The 20,582-nt window shown below is 38.7% G+C and carries 18 protein-coding genes; 3 read left to right on the top strand and 15 right to left on the bottom strand.

All coding sequences use genetic code 11. From position 1 onward, the window contains the following. Nucleotides 1–2: 2 nt before the first annotated feature. Together FKZ43_RS08605 and FKZ43_RS08610 are read right to left on the bottom strand one after the other, a co-directional pair. Nucleotides 3–2,399, bottom strand: a complete 2,397-nt coding sequence (locus FKZ43_RS08605) for a cytochrome b/b6 domain-containing protein (protein WP_140945480.1) — start codon at nt 2,397–2,399, stop codon at nt 3–5. Nucleotides 2,400–2,412: 13 nt separating this feature from the next. Continuing rightward, nucleotides 2,413–2,820 carry a response regulator gene (locus tag FKZ43_RS08610; protein ID WP_140945481.1) on the bottom strand — a complete coding sequence of 136 codons (408 nt, stop codon included), beginning with the start codon at nt 2,818–2,820 and terminating at the stop codon, nt 2,413–2,415. Nucleotides 2,821–3,007: 187 nt separating this feature from the next. On the opposite strand from FKZ43_RS08610, the gene FKZ43_RS08615 reads away from it, so the two are divergent. Together FKZ43_RS08615 and FKZ43_RS08620 are read left to right on the top strand one after the other, a co-directional pair. After that, nucleotides 3,008–3,559 carry a Crp/Fnr family transcriptional regulator gene (locus FKZ43_RS08615; RefSeq protein WP_140945482.1) on the top strand — a complete coding sequence of 184 codons (552 nt, stop codon included), beginning with the start codon at nt 3,008–3,010 and terminating at the stop codon, nt 3,557–3,559. Nucleotides 3,560–3,567: 8 nt separating this feature from the next. After that, entirely contained in the window at nt 3,568–4,017 is a 450-nt protein-coding gene (locus FKZ43_RS08620; protein ID WP_140945483.1) for a universal stress protein, read from the top strand. On the opposite strand, the gene tpiA is transcribed toward FKZ43_RS08620, so the two are convergent. From tpiA to FKZ43_RS11470, 3 genes are all read right to left on the bottom strand, one after another. After that, nucleotides 4,014–4,796: a triose-phosphate isomerase gene (tpiA, locus tag FKZ43_RS08625; protein WP_140945484.1), complete on the bottom strand. Its 783-nt coding sequence runs from the start codon at nt 4,794–4,796 to the stop codon at nt 4,014–4,016. The genes FKZ43_RS08620 and tpiA overlap by 4 nt on opposite strands. Nucleotides 4,797–4,855: 59 nt before the next feature. Continuing rightward, nucleotides 4,856–7,609 carry a vitamin B12-dependent ribonucleotide reductase gene (locus FKZ43_RS08630; protein ID WP_140945485.1) on the bottom strand — a complete coding sequence of 918 codons (2,754 nt, stop codon included), beginning with the start codon at nt 7,607–7,609 and terminating at the stop codon, nt 4,856–4,858. A 266-nt stretch (nt 7,610–7,875) separates the two neighbouring features. After that, nucleotides 7,876–8,046 (bottom strand): carboxymuconolactone decarboxylase family protein, encoded by a 171-nt coding sequence (locus FKZ43_RS11470; RefSeq protein WP_181180314.1) that lies wholly within the window; start codon nt 8,044–8,046, stop codon nt 7,876–7,878. Between the two features lie 327 nt (nt 8,047–8,373). Here FKZ43_RS11470 and FKZ43_RS08635 point away from each other — a divergent pair, with 327 nt between their 5' ends. Further along, on the top strand, nt 8,374–8,565 hold the full coding sequence (locus FKZ43_RS08635; RefSeq protein WP_140945486.1) for a hypothetical protein: 192 nt from the start codon (nt 8,374–8,376) through the stop codon (nt 8,563–8,565). Between the two features lie 41 nt (nt 8,566–8,606). On the opposite strand, the gene fbp is transcribed toward FKZ43_RS08635, so the two are convergent. The 10 genes from fbp to FKZ43_RS08685 form a co-directional block, all read right to left on the bottom strand. Further along, nucleotides 8,607–9,614 (bottom strand): class 1 fructose-bisphosphatase, encoded by a 1,008-nt coding sequence (gene fbp / locus FKZ43_RS08640; RefSeq protein ID WP_140945487.1) that lies wholly within the window; start codon nt 9,612–9,614, stop codon nt 8,607–8,609. A gap of 30 nt (nt 9,615–9,644) precedes the next feature. Then, nucleotides 9,645–11,492, bottom strand: a complete 1,848-nt coding sequence (locus tag FKZ43_RS08645; protein WP_140945488.1) for an ABC transporter ATP-binding protein — start codon at nt 11,490–11,492, stop codon at nt 9,645–9,647. 24 nt (nt 11,493–11,516) lie between these two features. Beyond that, nucleotides 11,517–13,262 (bottom strand): ABC transporter ATP-binding protein, encoded by a 1,746-nt coding sequence (locus tag FKZ43_RS08650; protein ID WP_140945489.1) that lies wholly within the window; start codon nt 13,260–13,262, stop codon nt 11,517–11,519. A gap of 53 nt (nt 13,263–13,315) precedes the next feature. Then, nucleotides 13,316–15,265 (bottom strand): OPT family oligopeptide transporter, encoded by a 1,950-nt coding sequence (locus tag FKZ43_RS08655; protein WP_140945490.1) that lies wholly within the window; start codon nt 15,263–15,265, stop codon nt 13,316–13,318. Then, nucleotides 15,252–16,190, bottom strand: a complete 939-nt coding sequence (locus FKZ43_RS08660) for a phosphatase PAP2 family protein (RefSeq protein WP_140945491.1) — start codon at nt 16,188–16,190, stop codon at nt 15,252–15,254. Before FKZ43_RS08660 ends, FKZ43_RS08655 begins: the two co-directional genes overlap by 14 nt. Further along, complete coding sequence (rsmA, locus tag FKZ43_RS08665) at nt 16,187–16,987, bottom strand: 16S rRNA (adenine(1518)-N(6)/adenine(1519)-N(6))-dimethyltransferase RsmA (protein ID WP_140945492.1); 801 nt, start codon at nt 16,985–16,987, stop codon at nt 16,187–16,189. Before rsmA ends, FKZ43_RS08660 begins: the two co-directional genes overlap by 4 nt. Further along, nucleotides 16,980–17,783: a tetratricopeptide repeat protein gene (locus FKZ43_RS08670; RefSeq protein ID WP_140945493.1), complete on the bottom strand. Its 804-nt coding sequence runs from the start codon at nt 17,781–17,783 to the stop codon at nt 16,980–16,982. Before FKZ43_RS08670 ends, rsmA begins: the two co-directional genes overlap by 8 nt. 22 nt (nt 17,784–17,805) lie before the next feature. After that, nucleotides 17,806–18,819 (bottom strand): redoxin family protein, encoded by a 1,014-nt coding sequence (locus FKZ43_RS08675; RefSeq protein WP_219916517.1) that lies wholly within the window; start codon nt 18,817–18,819, stop codon nt 17,806–17,808. 98 nt (nt 18,820–18,917) lie between these two features. After that, the gene (locus FKZ43_RS08680; protein ID WP_140945495.1) at nt 18,918–19,802 is read right to left on the bottom strand and encodes a DUF2279 domain-containing protein; all 885 of its coding nucleotides are present in this window, start codon (nt 19,800–19,802) and stop codon (nt 18,918–18,920) included. Between the two features lie 16 nt (nt 19,803–19,818). Continuing rightward, nucleotides 19,819–20,580, bottom strand: a complete 762-nt coding sequence (locus FKZ43_RS08685; RefSeq protein ID WP_140945496.1) for a Yip1 family protein — start codon at nt 20,578–20,580, stop codon at nt 19,819–19,821. Nucleotides 20,581–20,582 lie beyond the last annotated feature (2 nt).

A 20,582-nucleotide genomic window follows, 5' to 3' on the forward strand; every position in this document is an offset into this window, starting at 1 on the left:
AGCTAAACCTCTTGTTTAATTTTTTGAGTTTTTATCCTTTCAAGCTCCAAAGGATGCTCTTTCTCCATCTCCTCTTCAGTCAAATAACCAGTCAACCAAGCAAAATTCATAGGATAAACATCCGGGTTGAAAATCACATAATAGATATGCCAAACGATTATAGCCAAGAAAGCAAGCCACGCTTCAAAATAATGAATTGTATTGCAAACATCAACAAATGTTTTTGAAAACCAACCCATGAAATGATTCTCAAACCAAAGAACCACACCTGTCACCGTCATAACAACCGTCCCCCAGATCAAAGCCCAATATTCACTCTTCTCAATGTAATTGAACCTGCCAAACTTCGGCTTCTCCTTTGAAAGCCCAAGATTATATTTTAAAACTTGAACCATATCTTTAACATCTTGCTTCCTAAACATTATGTCCCGTATAAACTCCCTGCCTCTTTTCGTGAAGATGATGTAATAGAGATGATAAATTGAATCAAGAACTAAGACAACCGCAGCAATTCTGTGTATTAAACCCCTGTATTTAAAAAATCCTTCACCACCGATATTTCTTATACCAACAACCCACCAGGCATCCGGAAAAGCAAGCATGAAACCAGTTATTACAAGCGTGAAGAAACTGATAAGAAGCGCAAAATGCTGAACTCTTTCTTCAAGCGTCATCCTAAGATACAAATTCGTCTTCCGTTCAAGTTCGTCCCTATGATAAACCCCATGCGAATGCTTTTGCTTATACCTATCTATCGTTTTCCTTATCCAGTCCAGGACATTGTGAATAAACATTGACCCAACGATTGAGACGATCAAAACGATGTAAATCGTTGATATCCAGTAGATGATTTTTTCATCTGTGCTTGTAACTGTTACATGGATTTTCCCCTTTGTAAAGTTTTCATTTGCCCCTGGATGACACTTGCCACATGTTTTTACAAGATTTGCCTTGTGAATGCTTGACCTCGGATCAGAAGATGGTAAAATATCGTGAACACCGTGACAGCTTGCACAATTTGCTGCTTCAACATTCCCAAGGCGGACATTTAAACCATGATAGCTATCAACAAACGATTTATATTTACCTGACGGGAGCCCGTACTTCTCTTCAAATTTAACCGAGCCATGACATTTTGAACAAAGTTGAAGTGCGACATTTCTCGGCGCAACCGGTGAGCGTGGATCGGTTGGTTCAAGAATTAAATGCTCACCGTGACAATCCGTGCATGTAGGCGAATCGGCGTTACCCTTGCTTAGGGCAACACCGTGAACGCTTTGACTGAATTCTTCAACTACCTTTACATGACAGCGTCCGCATGTTGAAGCAACATTGAACTTAAAGACCTTTGATGCGGGATTACTTACCTTCATCATCTCGTGAGCACCGTGACAATCACTGCAAACCGCAGCGTTTTCATTCCCAGCGTGATACAATCGCCCATGAACACTTTTCTCATAAGAAGATATAAAACTTGAAGTGTGCGTCATCCTCTGCCTGACATCCGGATTATCAAGGTGACATCTCAAACAAATTTCTATCTCATTTGCTCGGCTTATCTTTGATTTTGAACTCGTTACTTTAAATATATCGTGCTCACCGTGACAGTCCGTGCAAGTCGGCGCCTGTTCAAAACCACTAGCGAATGATTTCCCATGATCGGACTCAAAATAATTCCTTGAAATTTCCTCGTGACATTTCATACATGTATGAGATATATTTCGCCTTGCAACACTTGAATTCGGATCGCTCGCCTTCAACACCTTATGCCCCGTATGACAACCAGAACAAGGTACGACCTTCCCGTGAATGCTCTCTTTATATTTCAAAACGAACTCCTGCTTCTCGTGCACGATCTTCTTGTCAGCATGACAGCGTAAACAAACATCAGAAGAAGCTAACTTAACAGAATGATATCCATGACAACTGATGCAATTAGCGCCATTTCTAACATTACCATGAACGCTGGCTTTAAAATCGTCAAATTCTTTAACATGACAATTTGAACATCTCCTAACGAAATCCGAACGTGAAACCTTTACAATCCCATGAACATCTCCATGGCATGAAGAACAACCAACAACACTCGCATGCTTACTTTTATTAAACTCAACCACCTCGTTTCCGTGACAAATTGAGCAATCAACCGATTCAATTTTTTCTTTGTGCGGGATTTCATCAGGGTTAAAGCCCAAATGACAATCAATACAACTCAAAGAGGAATGAACGGACTTCTCAAACTTCTTTTGATCAACATAAAGAGAAATCACCTTACCTGCTCGTTCCATGGTAAGCGTTTTATCATCATGACAGGCAAAACATTGAGAATTATCCTGCGACAATAAAGGTGCTTTCAAAATCAAAATTAATAAAAATGATTTGAATGCCTTCCTGAGCATAGGTTGATATCTTTTAAGTGGTGGATTTTTTTATTTCACTTATTAACTTCTTCAGTTCAGAAATTCTAAAAAGTTTATTCCCGCACCTCACAATCCTCTCATCCTCAAAATCAATATCCTCGCTCAAAGCGTAAAACGGCGCTATATAAATCACCTTAGCGTTAGGCATAACATCGCTTAAGAAGTGCTTTATACCACACTGATCCCGATTATAAATGTTTTCATCAACGATGACGACATCATACTTATTTTTCAAAAAACTTTCATTTGCCTCCTTCTTTGAACTTGCAACATAGACATCAAACCCTTCGCGAGCGAGGAATTTGCTCAATAAATTTCGCATTGATTCGTCTGCGTCAACTATTAAAACCTTCATCTTCTCTGAAGCTTTAATTATTCTGTAAGTAAATGCAACAATCATTGTGCCAGAATTTTAAACAAAAAATCACTAAATTTTAATCGGATTATCCCCCTTGAATTGCCCCTATAATGTGGCAAAAATGCACTTTGTTGGGAAAATGGGAAAAAATTAAAACATAAAAGCCGTTGTTTTTTTCAAGACGCCTTCTTATCTTAAAGCAAGGAACGAAAATAAAAAACTTCAAACAATGGAACTCAAAGACATACTCTGGACTAATATCTTCAAGGGAAGGAGAAAAAAAGATGAGGCGGTTGAATCAATTCTACAGCAAGTCCCTGCGTTTTCCCACCTCAAACCCAAAGAGATTTCTCTGCTTGCCTCAATAGTTCACAGGCGTGAATACAAAAAAGGTGAATACATATTCTATCAAGGTGACCCTGGGCTGGGGATGTACATAATTCTTCAGGGAGAAGTACTTATTCAATACACAGACCCCGATGGAAATAAAAAAGACCTTGCAATTTTAAGGGATGGTGACTTCTTCGGTGAGATAGCCCTGATTGACGAATCACCACGCTCTGCATCAGCAATATGTAGAATTGATAGCGAGATAATCGGTTTTTTCAGACCCGACCTCTTTGAAATAATTGAAAAACATCCTAAACTTGGAATTCAAATAGTATTAAAACTTGCTGAAATAATCGCAGAAAGATTAAGGCGAACGAACCAAGAAGTAACACAATTAAAAACCGAACTTGAAGCGTTAAAATTAGCCCTTGAACAAACAAACCAAAAGTGAGATAAGCCGTGAAGGAAATTAAGAAAATTTTAGTTCCCCTTGATTTCTCAGATTACTCTTTTCAAGCGCTTGAATATGCAAAAGCAATAGCTGAAAAATTTAATGCGGAAATAATCCTTCTAAATGTGGTTGAACCAGTCATGTTCATCGCTGACCTCACAATGGGGCAAATCAACATACCATCAATTGAAAGTGAGATGCTTCAGAGATCCGAAGAAAAGATGAAAGAGACCATTGACACTTTGAAAAATAATTTCAAAGTAAATGGCATCGTTAAACTTGGTAAACCTGACAAAGAGATAATTGACCTTGCAAATTCTCAAAGGGTTGATTTAATAGTCATTGGAACTCACGGACATAGCAAAGTTGAACACCTACTATTTGGAAGCACCGCTGAAAAAGTGATTCGCAGATCAAATTGTTCTGTTTTGATAATCAAACCAGTTTCGCAAAGTTAATCCTTTTTTTCAAGGTAAGCCATTTCCCCGGCCTTGACAATTTTAAGGAAAGAATCAATCTTTAAACTCGCGCCTCCAACAAGAGCTCCGTCAACATCTGGCTGTGAAAGAAGTGAATAAGCATTCTCCGCTGTGACACTCCCGCCATACTGAATTGTCAACTTATCAGCTAAATCAGAATCAAACAAACCAGACACAACTTCCCTTATGAATTTATGCGCCTCTTGTGCCTGTTCAGGGGTTGCGTTTCTACCTGTTCCTATAGCCCAAACCGGCTCATAAGCTATAACGACACTTTTCACTTCATCAGCACTTAAACCTGAAAGCGTCCCCTTAACCTGCCTTTCAATAACCTCAAATGTTTTCCCCCGTTCCCTTTCTTCAAGCGTCTCCCCAATACATATTATCGGTTTGAGTCCAAATTCAAGCGCCTTCTTCACTTTTTTATTTACAATTTCATCCGTCTCGTAAAAATATCTCCTTCTTTCTGAATGACCAAGTATGACATATTCACATCTGACCGATCTTAACATCTTTGGAGACACCTCACCAGTATAAGCACCTTCAACCTCGTAAAACATATTTTGTGCCCCAAGCTTTATGCTTGTCTCTTTAAGCAATTCAGATACCACATAAAGAGATGTAAACGGAGGGCAAACAACAACTTCAACCGATAAATTTTGACCGATGAGATTATTTTTTAACGGCAGAATGAAATCAAATGTCTCTTTTATGTCCTTGTTCATCTTCCAATTCCCGGCAATGATCATCCTTCTCATTTTTCAGGTTATTTTTGTTTTAACAAAAAAGGGCATCCATAAAGGATGCCCTATAAATATTACGAGCAACCACTCGTTGAACCACAGTTTGGACAGACATAACATGAACCCGACCTTTGCATAATCGTCCCACAACTCGGACATGGTGGGGCATCGGATTGCGACTCAAACACTTGTTTCTCATACTTTTCAAGTGCTTCACTCCTTGGAGCAACTCCCCTCTCCACTAAATATGTTCCATTTAAAATATCAGTATAGTCAAGGTTGCTTGGCTGTTCCTCAGGCTTCAGAAATTTCTTCCCAAGCCATCTGAAAATGTAATCAATGATTGACTTAGCTATCGGTATATCGGGATTATTCGTATAACCGCTTGGTTCAAACCTCATATGGCTAAATTTATCAACGAGAACTTTCAATGGGACGCCGTATTGAAGTGCCAGCGAAATTGCAGTTGCGAACGCATCCATCAAACCACTCAAAGTTGAACCTTCTTTACTCATCGTTATGAAAATCTCCCCAGGCGTTCCATCTGGGTACATCCCAACCGTTATATAACCTTCATGACCAGCAACGCTAAATTTGTGTGTGATTGAATTTCTTTCATCAGGAAGGCGACGACGAATCGGTCTATACTCAATCTTCTTCTCCTCTTTTTTATCCTCCAAACTTGTTGAGAGAGGTTGCGTTCCTTTGCTACCATCTCTATAAATGGCGATTGCCTTTAAACCCATCTTCCAAGCGTCTATAAATAACTGTATGACATCATCTACGCTTACATCATTTGGCATATTAACTGTTTTTGAAATTGCGCCGGAGATAAATGGTTGAACAGCAGCCATCATCTTAACATGACCCATATAATGAATAAATCTTTTACCCTTGGCTGGCTTAAAAGCACAATCAAAAACAGGCAAATGCTCCTCTTTCAAATGCGGAGCTCCCTCTATTGTATCGTTTTTGTCAATGTAATCAACTATATCCTTTATCTGTTTCTCGTTATAACCAAGCTTCTTCAAAGCAAGCGGGACAGTGTTATTGACTATCTTCAAAAAACCACCCCCTACAAGCTTCTTATACTTTACAAGAGCGATGTCAGGTTCAATCCCAGTAGTATCACAATCCATCATAAAACCAATTGTCCCAGTAGGAGCTAAAACCGTGACCTGTGCATTTCTATAACCATACTTTTGTCCAAGTTCATAGGCCTCCTTCCATACCTTTTTCGCTGAATCAAAGAGTTCATCCGGGATTAAATTTTTATCAATTTTATCAACATAAGACATATGTTTCCTTATCACTCCAAGCATTGGTTCCCTGTTAAGCTCAAATCCTTTAAATGGTCCCATCTCCTTCGCTATCAAAGCCGATTGTCTATACGCTTCACCTGTCATTATCGCAGTTATAGCTCCTGCATATGCCCGCGCTTCATCACTATCATAAGGCAAACCAAGAGACATAAGCAATGCACCAAGATTCGCATATCCCAAACCAAGCGGTCTATAATCCCGGCTGTTTTTTTCAATTGCCTTCGTCGGATAACTCGCATTATCCACGATTATCTCCTGAGCAGTTATTAAAATATCAACAGCCTGACGGAATGCAACGATGTCAAAACTTCCATCCTCTTTCCTGAATTTCATCAAGTTCAATGAAGCAAGATTACAAGCGCTATCATCAAGAAACATAAATTCAGAACAAGGATTACTTGCATTTATCCTTCCGGTGTTTGGACAGGTATGCCAGTTGTTTATGGTTGTGTCAAATTGCATCCCCGGGTCACCGCAAATCCAAGCCGCCTCTGCTATCATCCTCATGATATCCCTTGCCCTATATGTATCGCATATCTCACCGGTGGTCACATATCTTGTATGCCATTGTTTATCCTCAAGAACTGCTCTCATAAAATCATCTGTCACCCTCACTGAATGATTTGCGTTCTGGAATTGAACCGAGTCATAAGCTCCACCTGGGACATTAAACCCTGGATCATAACCTGCCTTTATTAAAATATGCGCCTTTTTCTCTTCTTCAGCTTTTGACTTTATGAAATCAATTATATCTGGGTGATCAACATTTAAAATAACCATCTTTGCAGCTCTTCTCGTCTTGCCACCGCTTTTTATTACACCAGCAAAAGCATCAAACCCCCTCATAAACGAAACCGGACCACTTGCAATCCCTCCACCAGAGAGTTTTTCTTTAGAAGAACGAAGAGTTGAAAAATTAGTCCCAGTCCCAGAACCATACTTAAACAACATCCCCTCCGTCTTCGCAAGCTCAAGAATTGATTCCATGGTGTCCTGAACCGAGTTTATAAAACAGGCAGATGCTTGCGGTTTTTCTTCAACACCAACATTGAACCAAACTGGTGAATTAAAAGAAGCATATTGATTAACCAATAGATAAACAAGCTCGTTGTAAAAAATATCCGTAGATTCATCATCCGCAAAATATCCATCCTTCACCCCCCAATTCGTTATCGTCCTTGCGACTCTTTCTATCAATTGTTTTACGCTATATTCCCTCTCTGGAGTCCCAACCTGACCGTGAAAATACTTTGATACAACTATATTCGTAGCAAGCATTGACCAAAAAGCGGGAACTTCAACCCCTTTTTGTTCAAAAACAACCTCTCCCTTCTCGTTCGTTATAACCGCATCTCTTTTTTCCCATTGAATCTCATCAAACGGATGAACACCCTCCTTCGTGAAGAACCTCTTGAATTTAAGCCCCCTTTTTAAAGATTTATCAACAGACAAAACATTATCACTCGGGGTTTCTTCACCCACTGTTTTTTTCTTAACATACTCCATAAATCCTCCTTGATTTATTTAACTTTAATTTTTTAGGCGTGTTTCATCACGACTTACACAAATATAAAAATTTAAAAAACAAATGTCAATAGCAAGAAAGATCAACGACTTGACGACAAATTCTCAACTGATCCCATCGGCAACGTAAAGGACACTTTGTTTAAATTTCCCCTTTCCAAACTTAACTATCATTCCTCAAATGTCAACAATATCTCTAAAAACATTTAAAATCTCACTCCGCTTTACCCCAACATTTATAGCACCCTTTAAATGCGAATGTAACTGTCCCCCCAACCAAGCGTCGTTAAAATTGCCACATTTAAAACCTCCCTCTCTTTTAAACTTAACACATCCCTACTTAAAACTTTCCTATATCCTTCCATTATCATCCACTGAGCAAGATCAGGATGAAGCAAGTTCATATTTTGAACTAACATCTCAAAATTTTCTCCATAAACTTTACGACACGTTTCAACACCGCTAACATAAAATTTTTCAACATCATATTTTCTCGGTTTAACATCACTTTGCCCAGCGATATCCCTTAAAACTCTCTATCACCGCCGGAAAAACCAACAAAAAGATAACATTGTAAAATTGACCCCCTCAATCCTACGTAGCTTAACGCCTTTCCTTAGCGTCTTTTTAATTCCAACCTTTAAACTCTCAATATCCCCGATTGAAACAAGCATATATACATCCCTTGACATTTTAAGAGAAAAACGTTAGTTTATTTCAGGTATAAAACAAAGCAGAACCATCCCATGGCGGTAAAACAATCTATCCAGGAAGAAAACAAGGGAATAAATCTCCCGGATGATATTTGCAAGGAAATTGAAAATTTAATAAGAACGGCGGGATTAACCCCAGAAGAGAAAATTAAACTTTGGCTTGATGTCTCTGAGTTTATATCAAAGTGGATTGAGACAAACATTGAACATCACGAGGGGGGATAATTAAGAAAAGTTGGGGCTCTAAAAGAGCCCCATTTGTTGACTTAATCTTCGGCTTTACCTTGGATAAATTTTTCAGCCAGTTTTACATCTTCCTCACTTCCGATGAAAAGTGGCGTTCGCTGATGTAAGCTTGTCGGCTCAATGTCAAGTATGTTTCTGAAACCATCACTTGCCCTTCCACCAGCCTTTTCAACAACATAAGCAAGGGGTGCGGCTTCATAAAGCAAGCGCAACTTACCCTCTGGATTTTTCTTATCACCAGGATACATAAAAATACCCCCGTATAAAAGCGTCCTATGGAAATCAGCAACAAGCGTCCCAACATATCTCAACTTATAGGGTCGTCCCGTCGCCTTGTCCTCCGCCTTGAGATAATTTATAAACCTTTTCATATTCTCATCCCATCTCTCATAATATCCTTCATTTACACTGTAAATATCACCTTTCTTCGGTATGCGAATGTTTTCATGCGAAAGCAAAAACTCCCCAATACTTGGATCAAGCGTAAACCCATGAACCCCATTTCCAGTTGTGTAAACGAAAATCGTGCTTGAACCATAAACGATATAGCCAGCAGCTACGAGATTTCGTCCCGGCTGAAGGATATCCCTTTCAGTTCCCTTTCCAGAAGTTGTCACCCTTCGGAAGATTCCAAAAATTGAACCAATTGAAACATTCACATCAATGTTTGAACTCCCATCAAGAGGGTCAAACACAAGAACATATTTCCCCTTGGCAAGTTCATCTGGGATTTCAATCAAACCTTTACTTTCCTCGCTTGCCATGACACAAAGATGTCCACCTTTTTGCATCACATTGATGAAAATTTCATTTGCGAACTCATCAAGTTTCTGAACAACATCGCCAGAGATGTTAACTTTTCCAGTTGAGCCGATGATATCAACCAGACCTGCTTTTGAGACCTCACGCCAGACAATTTTAGATGCAAGGGCAAGGTCTGTCAAGAGTTTTGAGAATTCCCCCGTTGCCCCAGGGATTTCATGTTCCCTTTCAATGATGAAACGCTCAATTGTTATTATCCTCTGCATAGTTCAACCCTCCTTAATTTGTTTAATTTTTTAACCCGATTTTGTCGAGCTTGTCTTAACAATCCCCGATAAATCGCCCGCTTTAACTTTTCTATCTTTATACTGCAATTGATAAAGCCGATAATAAATCCCTCTCATCTCAAGCAACTCCTCATGCGTCCCTATCTCACGAACCTCACCTTTGTGCAAAACTATTATCTTGTCCGAATTTTGAATTGTTGATAACCTATGTGCTATGACTATCGCAGTCCGATTTTCAAGGAGCTTATCAATTGCTTTCTGAATAATATACTCAGTCTCAACATCAACGCTTGAAGTCGCCTCATCAAGGACAAGGATTTCTGGGTCATAAACAAGCGCCCTTACAAACGAGATAAGTTGCCTCTCGCCAACAGAAAGATTTGATCCTCTCTCATAAACGGGTTCAAAATATCCTCGCGGCAATTTTTCAATAAACTTATCCGCGCCTATTAACCGAGCTGATTCAACAACCCTTTCAAAAGGGATTTTTTCGTTCCCAAGTGTTATGTTAGTTAAAATATCACCAGAAAAAAGCATCACATCTTGCAAAACAATCGCTATGTGCTTTCTTAATTCTCTTTCGTCAATGTTTCTTATGTCTATCCCATCTATTAAAATTTGTCCTCTTTGCACCTCATAAAATTTACCCATCAAGTTTATAATCGTGCTCTTCCCAGAGCCAGTTGCACCAACTATCGCAACTTTCTCTCCCGCTTTAATTTTAAAAGAAACATCCTTCAAAATCCAGTCATCATCACCCACACCGTCCGAATCGTCTTTATATCTGAACCAAACATTTTTAAACTCAACATCCCCTCTCACCTTTTCAAGCTTGATGGGATTTTCAGGTCGCTTTATGAAAATTTTTGTGTCAAGAAGCTTAAAAATTCTCTCTGCCGAAGCCATCGCCGTCTGGAAAATATTATATTTTTCTGAAAGGTCTCTGACGGGTCTAAAAAACATCTCAGTATACTGAATGAAAGAGATCAAAACACCTATCGTCACAGCTCCCTTTATAACTTCACCACCGCCATACCAGATTATCAAAGCGATACCAATCGCACTTATAAGCTCAACGACTGGAAAGAAAACCGCATAGTAAAAAATTGACTTTATATTTGCATCCCGATATTTTGAATTTATCTGATCAAATTTTTTAAACTCCTCTTCCCCCCTATTGAAAACCTGAACAACACTTACACCTGAGAAGTGTTCTTGTAGAAAAGCATTAATCTTAGCTATCAAAATCCTAACCTCCCTATACGCTTCCCTTGCCTTCTTCCTGAAAAGGAAAGTCGCATAAAAAAGCAATGGCAAAACGCTCAAAGTCACAAGCGAAAGCTCAAAGCTCAATTTGAACATAAAATAAAGAATCCCAATTATCGTAAATATATCACCGAAAATGAGAACTATTCCAGACGAATACATCTCATTTAAAGATTCAACATCATTTGTGACCCTTGTGACAAGTCGTCCAGTTGGATTTTTATCAAAAAATTTCAAAGCGAGTCGCTGAAGGTGTGAGAAAATTTCCATCCTCAAATCAAAAATCGTCTTATGCCCGATCCATTCCGTTGTATAATTTAAAATGTATTGTATAACCCCCTGAACCAAAAGCAACCCAAAAAGCAAAAGGGAAAGCTTAAAGAGCCCGACATAATTTGATTTTAAGATATAATCATCTATCGCAAATTTAGTTATGTATGGACGCAAAGGATTTAACACCGCAAGGATAAGGACAAGAAAAACAGAAATAGCAACTTGCTTCCAATATGGCTTGACATACTTCAAAAGTCGCTTCATCAACCTTGAATCATATGCCTTCCCTAAAACTTCATCTTCTCTGAAATCGTGCATAAAGAAATGTTATCTTTTGTTTTTTTACATCCTTTCAAGTTCTTCTTCAAGTATTTGCTTCTGGTAAAGTTCAGCGTAAATTCCACCAAGTTCAATAAGTTCATCGTGCGTGCCACTCTCAACTATCTCCCCGTCATCAAGAACAATTATAAAATCCGAATCTTTAACAGATGTTATGCGATGACTTATGATTATAGTCGTTCTCCCCTTCCTATACTCTCTTAAATTTTTCAAAATCATCTCTTCAGTATAAGCATCAACTGATGAAAATGGGTCATCAAGTATTAAAATTTTTGGCTCCTTTATCAGTGCTCTCGCAAGTCCGACCCTTTGCTTTTGTCCGCCAGACAAGGTTATCCCTCTCTCACCAACAATCGTATCAAATTTATTCGGGAAACCCATAACCTCATCGTAAATCTGCGCAATTTTAGCGACATCTATAACCTTACTATCATCGGCTCCGTCAATCCCGAAAGTTATATTATTTTTGATCGTGTCAGAAAAAAGAAAAACATCCTGTTGAACATATCCTATGTTTTCCCTTAAAACCTTCAACGGAATCCTCTTAACATTTACACCATCTATCAAAACTTCGCCTTTATCAGGATCAAATAATCTTGGGATCAAATTTACAAGCGTTGTCTTACCACTCCCTGTATAACCAACGATTCCAACTGTTTGTCCCTGTCCAATTTTAAAACTTATACCCCTTAAAACATAGCTTTCCGAATCGGGATATTTAAACCATACATCTTTAAATTCAATCTCACCGTTTATCTGCCTAATTGAAAAATCAGTTTCGTCGGTATCCTTTATCTCTGGTTGAATCCTCATCACTTCAAGCAATCTATCCATTGAAGCTGCTGCTCTTTGTGTCAAGTTAATAATCCAACCGAAAGCTATCATCGGCCAAATAAGATAACCGAGATAGATCAAAAATGATGTCAATTGCCCAAGCGTCATCGTCCCCTTTATCACCTGATAACCCCCATACCAAATGACAAGTATAATTGAAATCCCAGTTATCAAAATCATCAACGGATATGTAAGCGATTGAACCTTTGCAAGTTTTATATTCTTGATGAAATACTCAAAATTTACCTTTCTAAACTTCTCAATCTCGTAATCCTCCCTAACATAGGATTTTACAACCCTTATCCCAGCGATGTTCTCCTGAGCCAATGTCGTTATCGTTCCAAAATGTTCTTGAATGTCCTCATACTTCTCATGAACTATCCTCCCAACTTTATAAACGAGATAAGATATCAATGGGAGAGGTATCAAAGTTATCAATGTAAGTTTTAAATTCATTGAAAACATTATAGCAAGTATCACAACGAACTCAATGGTGGTCTCAATTGAATACATTATCCCCGGCCCGAGGAAATTTCTTACTGCGGGAATATCATTCGTAGCATAAGCCATTATATCACCAACCTTTTTATCTCGGAAATACAGATAATGTAACCCCTGAACATGGCGGTAGAAGTCATTGCGCATATCATACTCAATTTTCCTTGAAGCCACAATTATCGTCTGTCTCGTGAAAAAAGATGCAATCCCACTTAAAATTGTTGAACCAAGAATGAGCAAGGCAAAAAGTGAGAGTTTTTCAAAGGTCACCCCTACCTTTAAGTTATCAACAGCGCGTCCAATTAAAATTGGGATGACGACATAAAAGAACTCACTCAAAAGTATAGCCAAAATCCCAAAGAGAATTAACCTTTTATACTTCAAAATGTATTGTTTAAGCTCAAGCAATGAGCGCATAGATGACCCAGGATTTTTCTAAAAAATAAACAAAAGCCACTTTAAAAGGCAAATTACTTGCTTCGCAACGGAACAAGGATTAATATAACAGCGACGATCGGGAAAATTAACATCCCAATAAATGGATTATCCGAGATGTGTGGAAGTTGAACATTCAAAAGATAAAGCCCAGCCAAAAGGACACCGGTTATTGATTCACCAGCTACAAGACCAGAAGCGAGCAAAATACCGCGATTTTCTATTTTAACTGCATCTTCCTGTGAAATCCTTTTACGTTTTACAATTTGATCAGCCAAATACTTTATCAAGCCACCCACAAAAATTGCCGATGTTGTCTCAAATGGAAGATACATCCCAACAGCTATAAGAGTTGGGGAAGGTGATTTCAAAAGGATAAGCACAAAAGCAAGAACTCCACCGAAGATGACAAGTGGCCAAGCAATTTCACCACTTACAATTCCCTTTGACATAACGCTCATCAATCCAGCTTGAGGAGCCGGAAGATACTTGCCCCCGATTCCTCCTTCCGTTCCTTTGTGAAGTATTGACATCGGGAAAACAAGGACAAGCGCTGTAAATAAAACACCTATAATTTCAGCGATTTGCATTTTCCTTGGCGTCCCGCCTAAAATTTGACCAACTTTTAAATCTTGAAGCATATCCCCCGCTATTCCAAGCGCAGTGCAAACAACAGCTGCAACACCTAAGACAACCTCAACCCCTTTTGTCCCCTTCACTCCAAGCGCCACCATCAACACAGCTGATATGACAAGGGATGAAAGCGTCAAACCAGAAATTGGATTATTTGAACCACCCATAACACCGACAAGATAACCCGCAACCGCAGAAAATAAGAACCCTGTCAAAGTCATCACAATTCCAGCAACAACAGCACTGAGAAAATCCTTCGTGAAGTAATAATAAATTAAAACCACGGGAATTACAAGAAGCAAAATTCCAATCAATACAGATGTCAACGGTAAATCATCCTCAAGCCGTGAATATGTCACCCTTCCTGTATTTATTAACTTCGTGTCTCTCAATCCTTTTGCTATCCCCTGAAAAAGCTGTTTTCTCATTTTCCAAAGCGTATGGAACGCACCAACTATCATAGCTCCAACCGCAATAGGTCTGACTTGATAATACCAAACTGCGTTTGTCAGTGTCTCCCAATCGCTTCCTGATTTGATCAAAGGTTCAAGCCCATTATTAAAAAACATAACAAGCGGGATAAAGAGCCACCATCCAAGCACACCACCTGAAAAAGCAACAGCTGATAATCTCGGACCAATTATGTATCCAACACCGATTAACGCTGGGGAAGCTACGGGTGTTGAAAGATAAATTCCGCCTGTATATGTTTGAGGATTTCCAAGAGGATTTGAACCGCTGAAAAGTTGAATTTTATATCTGCCAAACTCAAAAAACTTGCCCAATGTCTCTTCAAACAACTTTATTCCGCGAGCGTTCTTAAAAAGTTCAATCAAAGCTGAAACCCCCATCATGCTGAAGACATATTTTGCTCCGGTTTCACCCTTTTGTCCTGCTTTTACCATTTCCGCACAAGCGACCGCCTCAGGGTAAGGAAGTGTTGCATCACTAACAAGTGGTCTTCTTAAAATAATAATGAACAGAACGCCAAGCGCACCTCCAACAAGCATTATAACGGTGCTCTCCCAATAGTTAAAATCTTCCCATACACCTGAAATTACAAACGCAGGTATTGTAAATATCGCCCCAGCAGCAAGCGCCTCACCAACTGACGCAGTAGTTCTTGCAATGTTTTCCTCAAGTATTGAACCGCGAAGAACCCTCATCACAGCCATCGCTACAACAGCAGCTGGAAATGTCGCTGAGATTGTCATCCCCGCCTTTAAACCAATATATGTATTTGCAGACCCAAGGATAACAGCCATTATAACACCCAGAAATAAAGACCTTAAAGTCAACTCCTTTAAATTGGTTTCCGCTGGAACATATGGCTTAAATTCAACCTTTTCCATTTTTTAATCCAATTTTTGTTTCACATTGATTGAAAAGATATGGCGCAGTTGCAAGTGTGAAGACAGCGAATAAAAACCCAGCGATCAAGTCAATGACATAATGATACCTCAAATAAACAGTTGAAAAAATAAGCAAAATCCCAACAGGAATTAAAAAATATCTCGTCTTTGAGTTTAAAACAATTGAAAGATACATCACCACAAGCGTAAGTTGAGTGTGCCCGCTTGGGAAGGCATCCCTTTGCGCGAACTCCTCAGGATTTGGAACGCCCGGTGGAATTGATTCCCCAGTGTTAATTATCCAACGCAACGGCTCGGTTAAAAATAAACCGGGAAGCTCAACATCAAGATTTGAAAAATCATGAAGCGTAAACCTCGGACCTATCGCCGGAACAAGCAGATAACCGATGTAAGAAAGATAAAACCCATAAACAACCGTGGCAACAACATATCGGTATGTCAATATATCACCACGCCTGTAAAAATCATACATAAGAATTATCGGGAAAAAATAAAAGGTTGAATAAACAATCTGTAAGATTTCCGTCAAAATAGGATGAGCAATTTTACTCAAAACATAAGTCGGATGCTCGCCGAAAATCATCTGATCAATCTTTATCAAAATCCAATCGTAATCTGGAAGCTTCAAAAGATTGATGAAAAAATAAATCTCTTTAAAAGTCAGCAAAATTAACGGAATAAGATACCACTCCCGAACAAATCTTTTGATTGAGAAAATCTCCAGAGAGTTCCACCTGCTGACGAAAAGAATGAAAGAAATAACGAGAAAGTTGAAAAGAACGATCAACCACCAAATTTTAAGTTGAGGTGAGAACGAAATGGCAAGAAAAATTAAAAAGAGGTAAAAAAAGATGTTAACCAAGTCCCCAAAGTGTAAATTTCGTAGGTTCGCATAAAGATTCATAAATCGTTGACCTTTATTTTCCCAGCGAGGTTGTAAAGAGAATTTGAAAGGTCTATAAATTCATCAACTGTCAATTGTTCAGGTCGTCTCGTCAAATCAAATTCAAGTTGTGAAAGTATCGCCTCGTCAAAAATCTCCTTAAGCGTGTTCTTCAGAATTTTCCTTCGCTTATTAAAAACAAGTTTGACAACCCTCCTGAAGAAAACATCATCGCTTATCCTCTCTGCCCTCTCGCCTCTTTCAAAGTCAAGCCGTATGACAGCCGATGTCACATTAGGTCTTGGATAGAATACATTCCTTGACACCCTGAACAAAATCTCCGGCTTTGAATATGCCTGACACATAACAGAGAGTATGCTGTAATCTTTAACCCCCGGTTGAGACACAATCCGCAATGCAACTTCAAGCTGAACCATTATAATAAGGTCTTTGATCAACCTCCTATTTTCAATCGCCTTGAATATGATTGAACTCGTAATGTTATAAGGTATGTTTCCAACCAATCTTATCTTACCATAACTTTCAAACATCTTGAGATTAAGTTTTAAAAAGTCATTATGCAAAACTTCAACTTTATCTTCAAATCTAACCCTTAAAAAATCAACCGCTCTTTTATCAACTTCAACTGCGAAAATTTTCCTCACCTTTCCGACAAACTGCTCAGTTAAAAAACCCTCACCTGCCCCGATCTCAACTATAACATCGTCCAGCTGTGGATTTATCGCTTCCGCAATTTTCCTTGCTATATTTTTATCGTTAAGGAAATGTTGTCCAAGATATTTAACTGGCTTAAGCATGGTCTTCGTTTTTCATCTTTTCTTCAAGTTTTCTTATCTCATCTTCATATTTCTCCTTCTCCTGCGGACGCTGTTCAATAAGCTTCTTGTAAATTTTTATCGCTTCCTCATACGCACCTTGACCTGCGAGTATCTGGGCTAAAGCTGGCGTCACAATGTTCATATCATCATAACTCAACTCTCTCTCAACCTCAACCCCTTTATCTTGTTTGACCTCATTTCTAACTTTTGACTTTCCAGCTTCAATCTGCCTTATAAGCTCTTCAAGATAAGACGCCTGCGTTTCAACTTTCTCTTTTTTCTCATCAAGCGAGGGAACTTCAAAAACATCCTCTTCAAAATCGCCAACCTTTGTATCGCTTGATCCTTCAACTTCATCTGATATCACCAAATCAACTTCAGAAATATCAGGCAAGTTAATTTCTTCTTGTACCTTTTCAGAAGTTCCTTTTATCGCTGTAGGTTGTTTCCTTCTCTTTAAGGAAATTTTTGATATTAAATCAACCACAAACTTTGAATCCGGTAAAATTTCGGCTACACGATTCAACTCCGCAAGCGCCTTTGAGTACGCCCCAAGTTCAATATAACACCTTGCCATTACAAGATGAGCGGTTGAATATTCAGGGTAAATCTGAACCGCCCTTGAACACAAGGATATCGCTTTATCAACATCCCCAACCTCAAGGTAAAGTGAAGCTAAACGGACAAGCAGTGGAGATTCAGGATTTAAATCAATAAACTTCTCAATCTTCTTTATCTCGGATCTGACCTTTTCAATAAAAAAGTTCGCACCCATAGTTTGTCCCGCATTGAATTTTTTATTCTTTAACCACGCATGAGCCAAATGTAAATGAATACACCGAAAACGAAGAAGAATTCGTATAAAGCTTTAAAGTGTAAACCCCGTATCTTCTCCCAGAGATGAGATTATACATCCTTCCGGAGTTCACCCTCACCAAACTCCTCCCCAAGGAATCGTAAAAAACATCAGAACCCTTCATATCCTCCGGAATAGGTTTGTCATCAAGTGTAACCATGACATCATATGGTCCCCCATCCGAATTAAACACAGCATTAACTTCAGTTCCCCTAAATTTAAACGAGATATAATCGCTGAATTGCTCCATATCCCTTAAATGAACTATCCTCATCGCTTCAACCTTAAACCACCCGTTCAAAGTGATCTGTGTCTCTTTATAATCATTTCCGCTATAAAAAGTTTCCTTTTCTGGATTTATTTTCTGTGTAAAATAACCACGCAAATAACCAGCATACATCTCAGGAGTTCTAGGATAACAAACCGCACCTGGCTTATCTTCTTCACGAAGGTAATGGATTATTTCTGGGAAACTAACATTTGAATTTAACTGCTTTAAAAGCTCCTGAATCTTCGCCTCCGTTGCTCCATAAGCTCCCTCACCTATGTGGTCATACCTTATTATGCCGTCCTTGTCAACGAGCAATTTCCTTGGCCAGAACTGATTTTTAAAAGCGTTCCATATTTCATATTTGCTGTCAACGACAACTGGATATTCAATCCCGAGTTCCTCAACAGCTCTTTTCACATTTTCAAACTCAGCTGAAAAATCAAACTCCGGGGTATGAACTCCAATTATCACAAGCCCAGCATCTTTATATCTTTTGTGCCACTCTTTTAAATATGGCAGAGTCCGAAGACAATTGACACAGGTATATTCAAAGAAATCTATTAAGACAACCTTACCCTTGAGTTCGCTGATCTTCAACGGTTTTGAATTTATCCAACCAATTCCACCGTCAAGTTCAGGTGATTTTTTACCAGTCCAGTTGAACACGGAAAATTGTAATATCATAGCGATGGCGCAAATAAATTTCATAGAATTTTTTGTTTAAGATAAGAAGAAGCGAAAAATTTTCAAAGCCCCTTTTGGATGTAAAATCGCAAGCGAGTTTAAAAATAAAGGTAGTAAAACTTAACTTTCGGCTTTATCCTTAAAGTTGGCGCTGGGAAATGTATGTAATTCAAAGCCCTCAAAACCTTGTTGAAAAATTCAGACCCTGTGTCAACCTTCAAGAAATTATAATCAATCCCAACAAAAACCTCTGAATAACCCCTACCTGCGTAATTTATCTCTTTAACGCTATAACCAACAGCGATGTTTAAAAAATCAGGTATGAACTTTTCAAATTTTTCTGGCAATAAATTTTGAAAGTCAACGCTTGCCCAAAAAGTCATCCCGGAATAATCGGTGTGAAACTGCTTTTTATAAAGTGCCTCTTTCAAACTTCCAAAACGAAAATAATCCAACCAAGTATAACCCGACGGAGTATAGCTCCACTTAAACGAAAAAATTCTCAGCATTGGGATATATTCCTGTGCAACTGGAAAGAAAGCACCAAACACATCGGATATAGCATCGCTTGGACTAAAACCCCATTTAGTTGTGAATCCATCGGTAAGTTCAACAACACCAACTTCGTAAATCGTGCTTATCCCAGCCCCAAGGAAAGCCGATGTCTTACTACTAAAACCAACCCACTTGAAAAGATTTTTATAAACATCGGATAAAACATAGGAAAAATAAAAATGCCCCGCTTTATCAGCTTTTAAAACATCGTTCCAATCGTCACGCCAGACAAATTTTTTAACCCTCGTCGGCTTCCACCAAACCTTATTGAAATAATCATATGTCACAACACCGAATCCAAGCGTCCCAACAGTTACGATGCCAAGTTTTATCTTATTCACCTTTGTTTGTTCAACAGCGACATTATTGGAGTCAGCGGGCTCAACTCTGCAAAAGCCAAGAAATAAAACAAACAAAGTTAAAAGCATTGGTAAAAAATTTTAATTAGCCGAGAAATGAGATAAATAAACTCATCACGACCCAAATCAACCAAACTCCAAAAACAAGCACAAATGCAGATAAATAACCCTTATTAAAAGCTTTCGCCAATCCAATCGCAAAAACAACATATTGCCAGATTGAAAAAACCTCAAACTTTGTAGCAAGTTGATATAACTTGCTTGACGATGGTTCCATAAAAATTGCTGGGCTTGCGCTTGCAAAGAACGAGCCCGTCAAAAAAGAAAGAAGAGTTGCAACTATAACCCCAACTGTTCCAATTAAACTTGAAAGAGAATAAATTGAAAAGACGCTCATAAAATCAACATCACCTTTAAAGAACAAACGCCCAAGCAGGAAATAAACAAGCGAAACGATCAAAAAAACTATAGGAATACCAATCAAAGCCCCGACAACGCTGAAGATTCTCTGTGCACCAGTGAATGAGCTCAATCTTTCACGAGCAATTTCAGCTTGTTCCTCCGTCATTTTACCCTCTTCAACAAGTTGTTCAAACCTCTGCTCTTGAAATGAAATCAAAGAATCCCTTATGCTTTCGTTACCAAACTTTAACAAGGTTGAAACAATTACGACAACAATCATAACAACGACTGGAAAGAGCCAATCAATTGTTTTAGGCTTTGACTTAACAAGATTTTCATAAACTTCAGCGGGTGCGAGAAAAATTCCGGAGATTTTGTCAATCAAAGGCATCGGCTTAACTTCTTCAGAAAAGCTCGGTTCTTGATTGGCTTGGAAATTTTCCATTG

It is taken from the genome of Candidatus Thermokryptus mobilis (assembly GCF_900070205.1).
In the GTDB taxonomy this organism is placed as follows: Bacteria; Bacteroidota; Ignavibacteria; order Kryptoniales; family Kryptoniaceae; genus Kryptonium; species Kryptonium mobile.

Bases quoted from the DNA above. Each gene is read 5' to 3' on its own strand.
- FKZ43_RS08670 (WP_140945493.1), bottom strand. From the start codon at position 17,783: ATGGGTGCGAACTTTTTTATTGAAAAGGTCAGATCCGAGATAAAGAAG.
- FKZ43_RS08605 (WP_140945480.1), bottom strand. From the start codon at position 2,399: ATGCTCAGGAAGGCATTCAAATCATTTTTATTAATTTTGATTTTGAAA.
- tpiA (WP_140945484.1), bottom strand. From the start codon at position 4,796: ATGAGAAGGATGATCATTGCCGGGAATTGGAAGATGAACAAGGACATA.
- FKZ43_RS08635 (WP_140945486.1), top strand. From the start codon at position 8,374: ATGGCGGTAAAACAATCTATCCAGGAAGAAAACAAGGGAATAAATCTC.
- FKZ43_RS08675 (WP_219916517.1), bottom strand. From the start codon at position 18,819: ATGATATTACAATTTTCCGTGTTCAACTGGACTGGTAAAAAATCACCT.
- FKZ43_RS08680 (WP_140945495.1), bottom strand. From the start codon at position 19,802: ATGCTTTTAACTTTGTTTGTTTTATTTCTTGGCTTTTGCAGAGTTGAG.
- rsmA (WP_140945492.1), bottom strand. From the start codon at position 16,987: ATGCTTAAGCCAGTTAAATATCTTGGACAACATTTCCTTAACGATAAA.
- FKZ43_RS08615 (WP_140945482.1), top strand. From the start codon at position 3,008: ATGGAACTCAAAGACATACTCTGGACTAATATCTTCAAGGGAAGGAGA.
- FKZ43_RS08660 (WP_140945491.1), bottom strand. From the start codon at position 16,190: ATGAATCTTTATGCGAACCTACGAAATTTACACTTTGGGGACTTGGTT.
- FKZ43_RS08610 (WP_140945481.1), bottom strand. From the start codon at position 2,820: ATGATTGTTGCATTTACTTACAGAATAATTAAAGCTTCAGAGAAGATG.
- fbp (WP_140945487.1), bottom strand. From the start codon at position 9,614: ATGCAGAGGATAATAACAATTGAGCGTTTCATCATTGAAAGGGAACAT.
- FKZ43_RS11470 (WP_181180314.1), bottom strand. From the start codon at position 8,046: ATGTTAGTTCAAAATATGAACTTGCTTCATCCTGATCTTGCTCAGTGG.
- FKZ43_RS08655 (WP_140945490.1), bottom strand. From the start codon at position 15,265: ATGGAAAAGGTTGAATTTAAGCCATATGTTCCAGCGGAAACCAATTTA.
- FKZ43_RS08650 (WP_140945489.1), bottom strand. From the start codon at position 13,262: ATGCGCTCATTGCTTGAGCTTAAACAATACATTTTGAAGTATAAAAGG.
- FKZ43_RS08685 (WP_140945496.1), bottom strand. From the start codon at position 20,580: ATGGAAAATTTCCAAGCCAATCAAGAACCGAGCTTTTCTGAAGAAGTT.
- FKZ43_RS08645 (WP_140945488.1), bottom strand. From the start codon at position 11,492: ATGCACGATTTCAGAGAAGATGAAGTTTTAGGGAAGGCATATGATTCA.
- FKZ43_RS08630 (WP_140945485.1), bottom strand. From the start codon at position 7,609: ATGGAGTATGTTAAGAAAAAAACAGTGGGTGAAGAAACCCCGAGTGAT.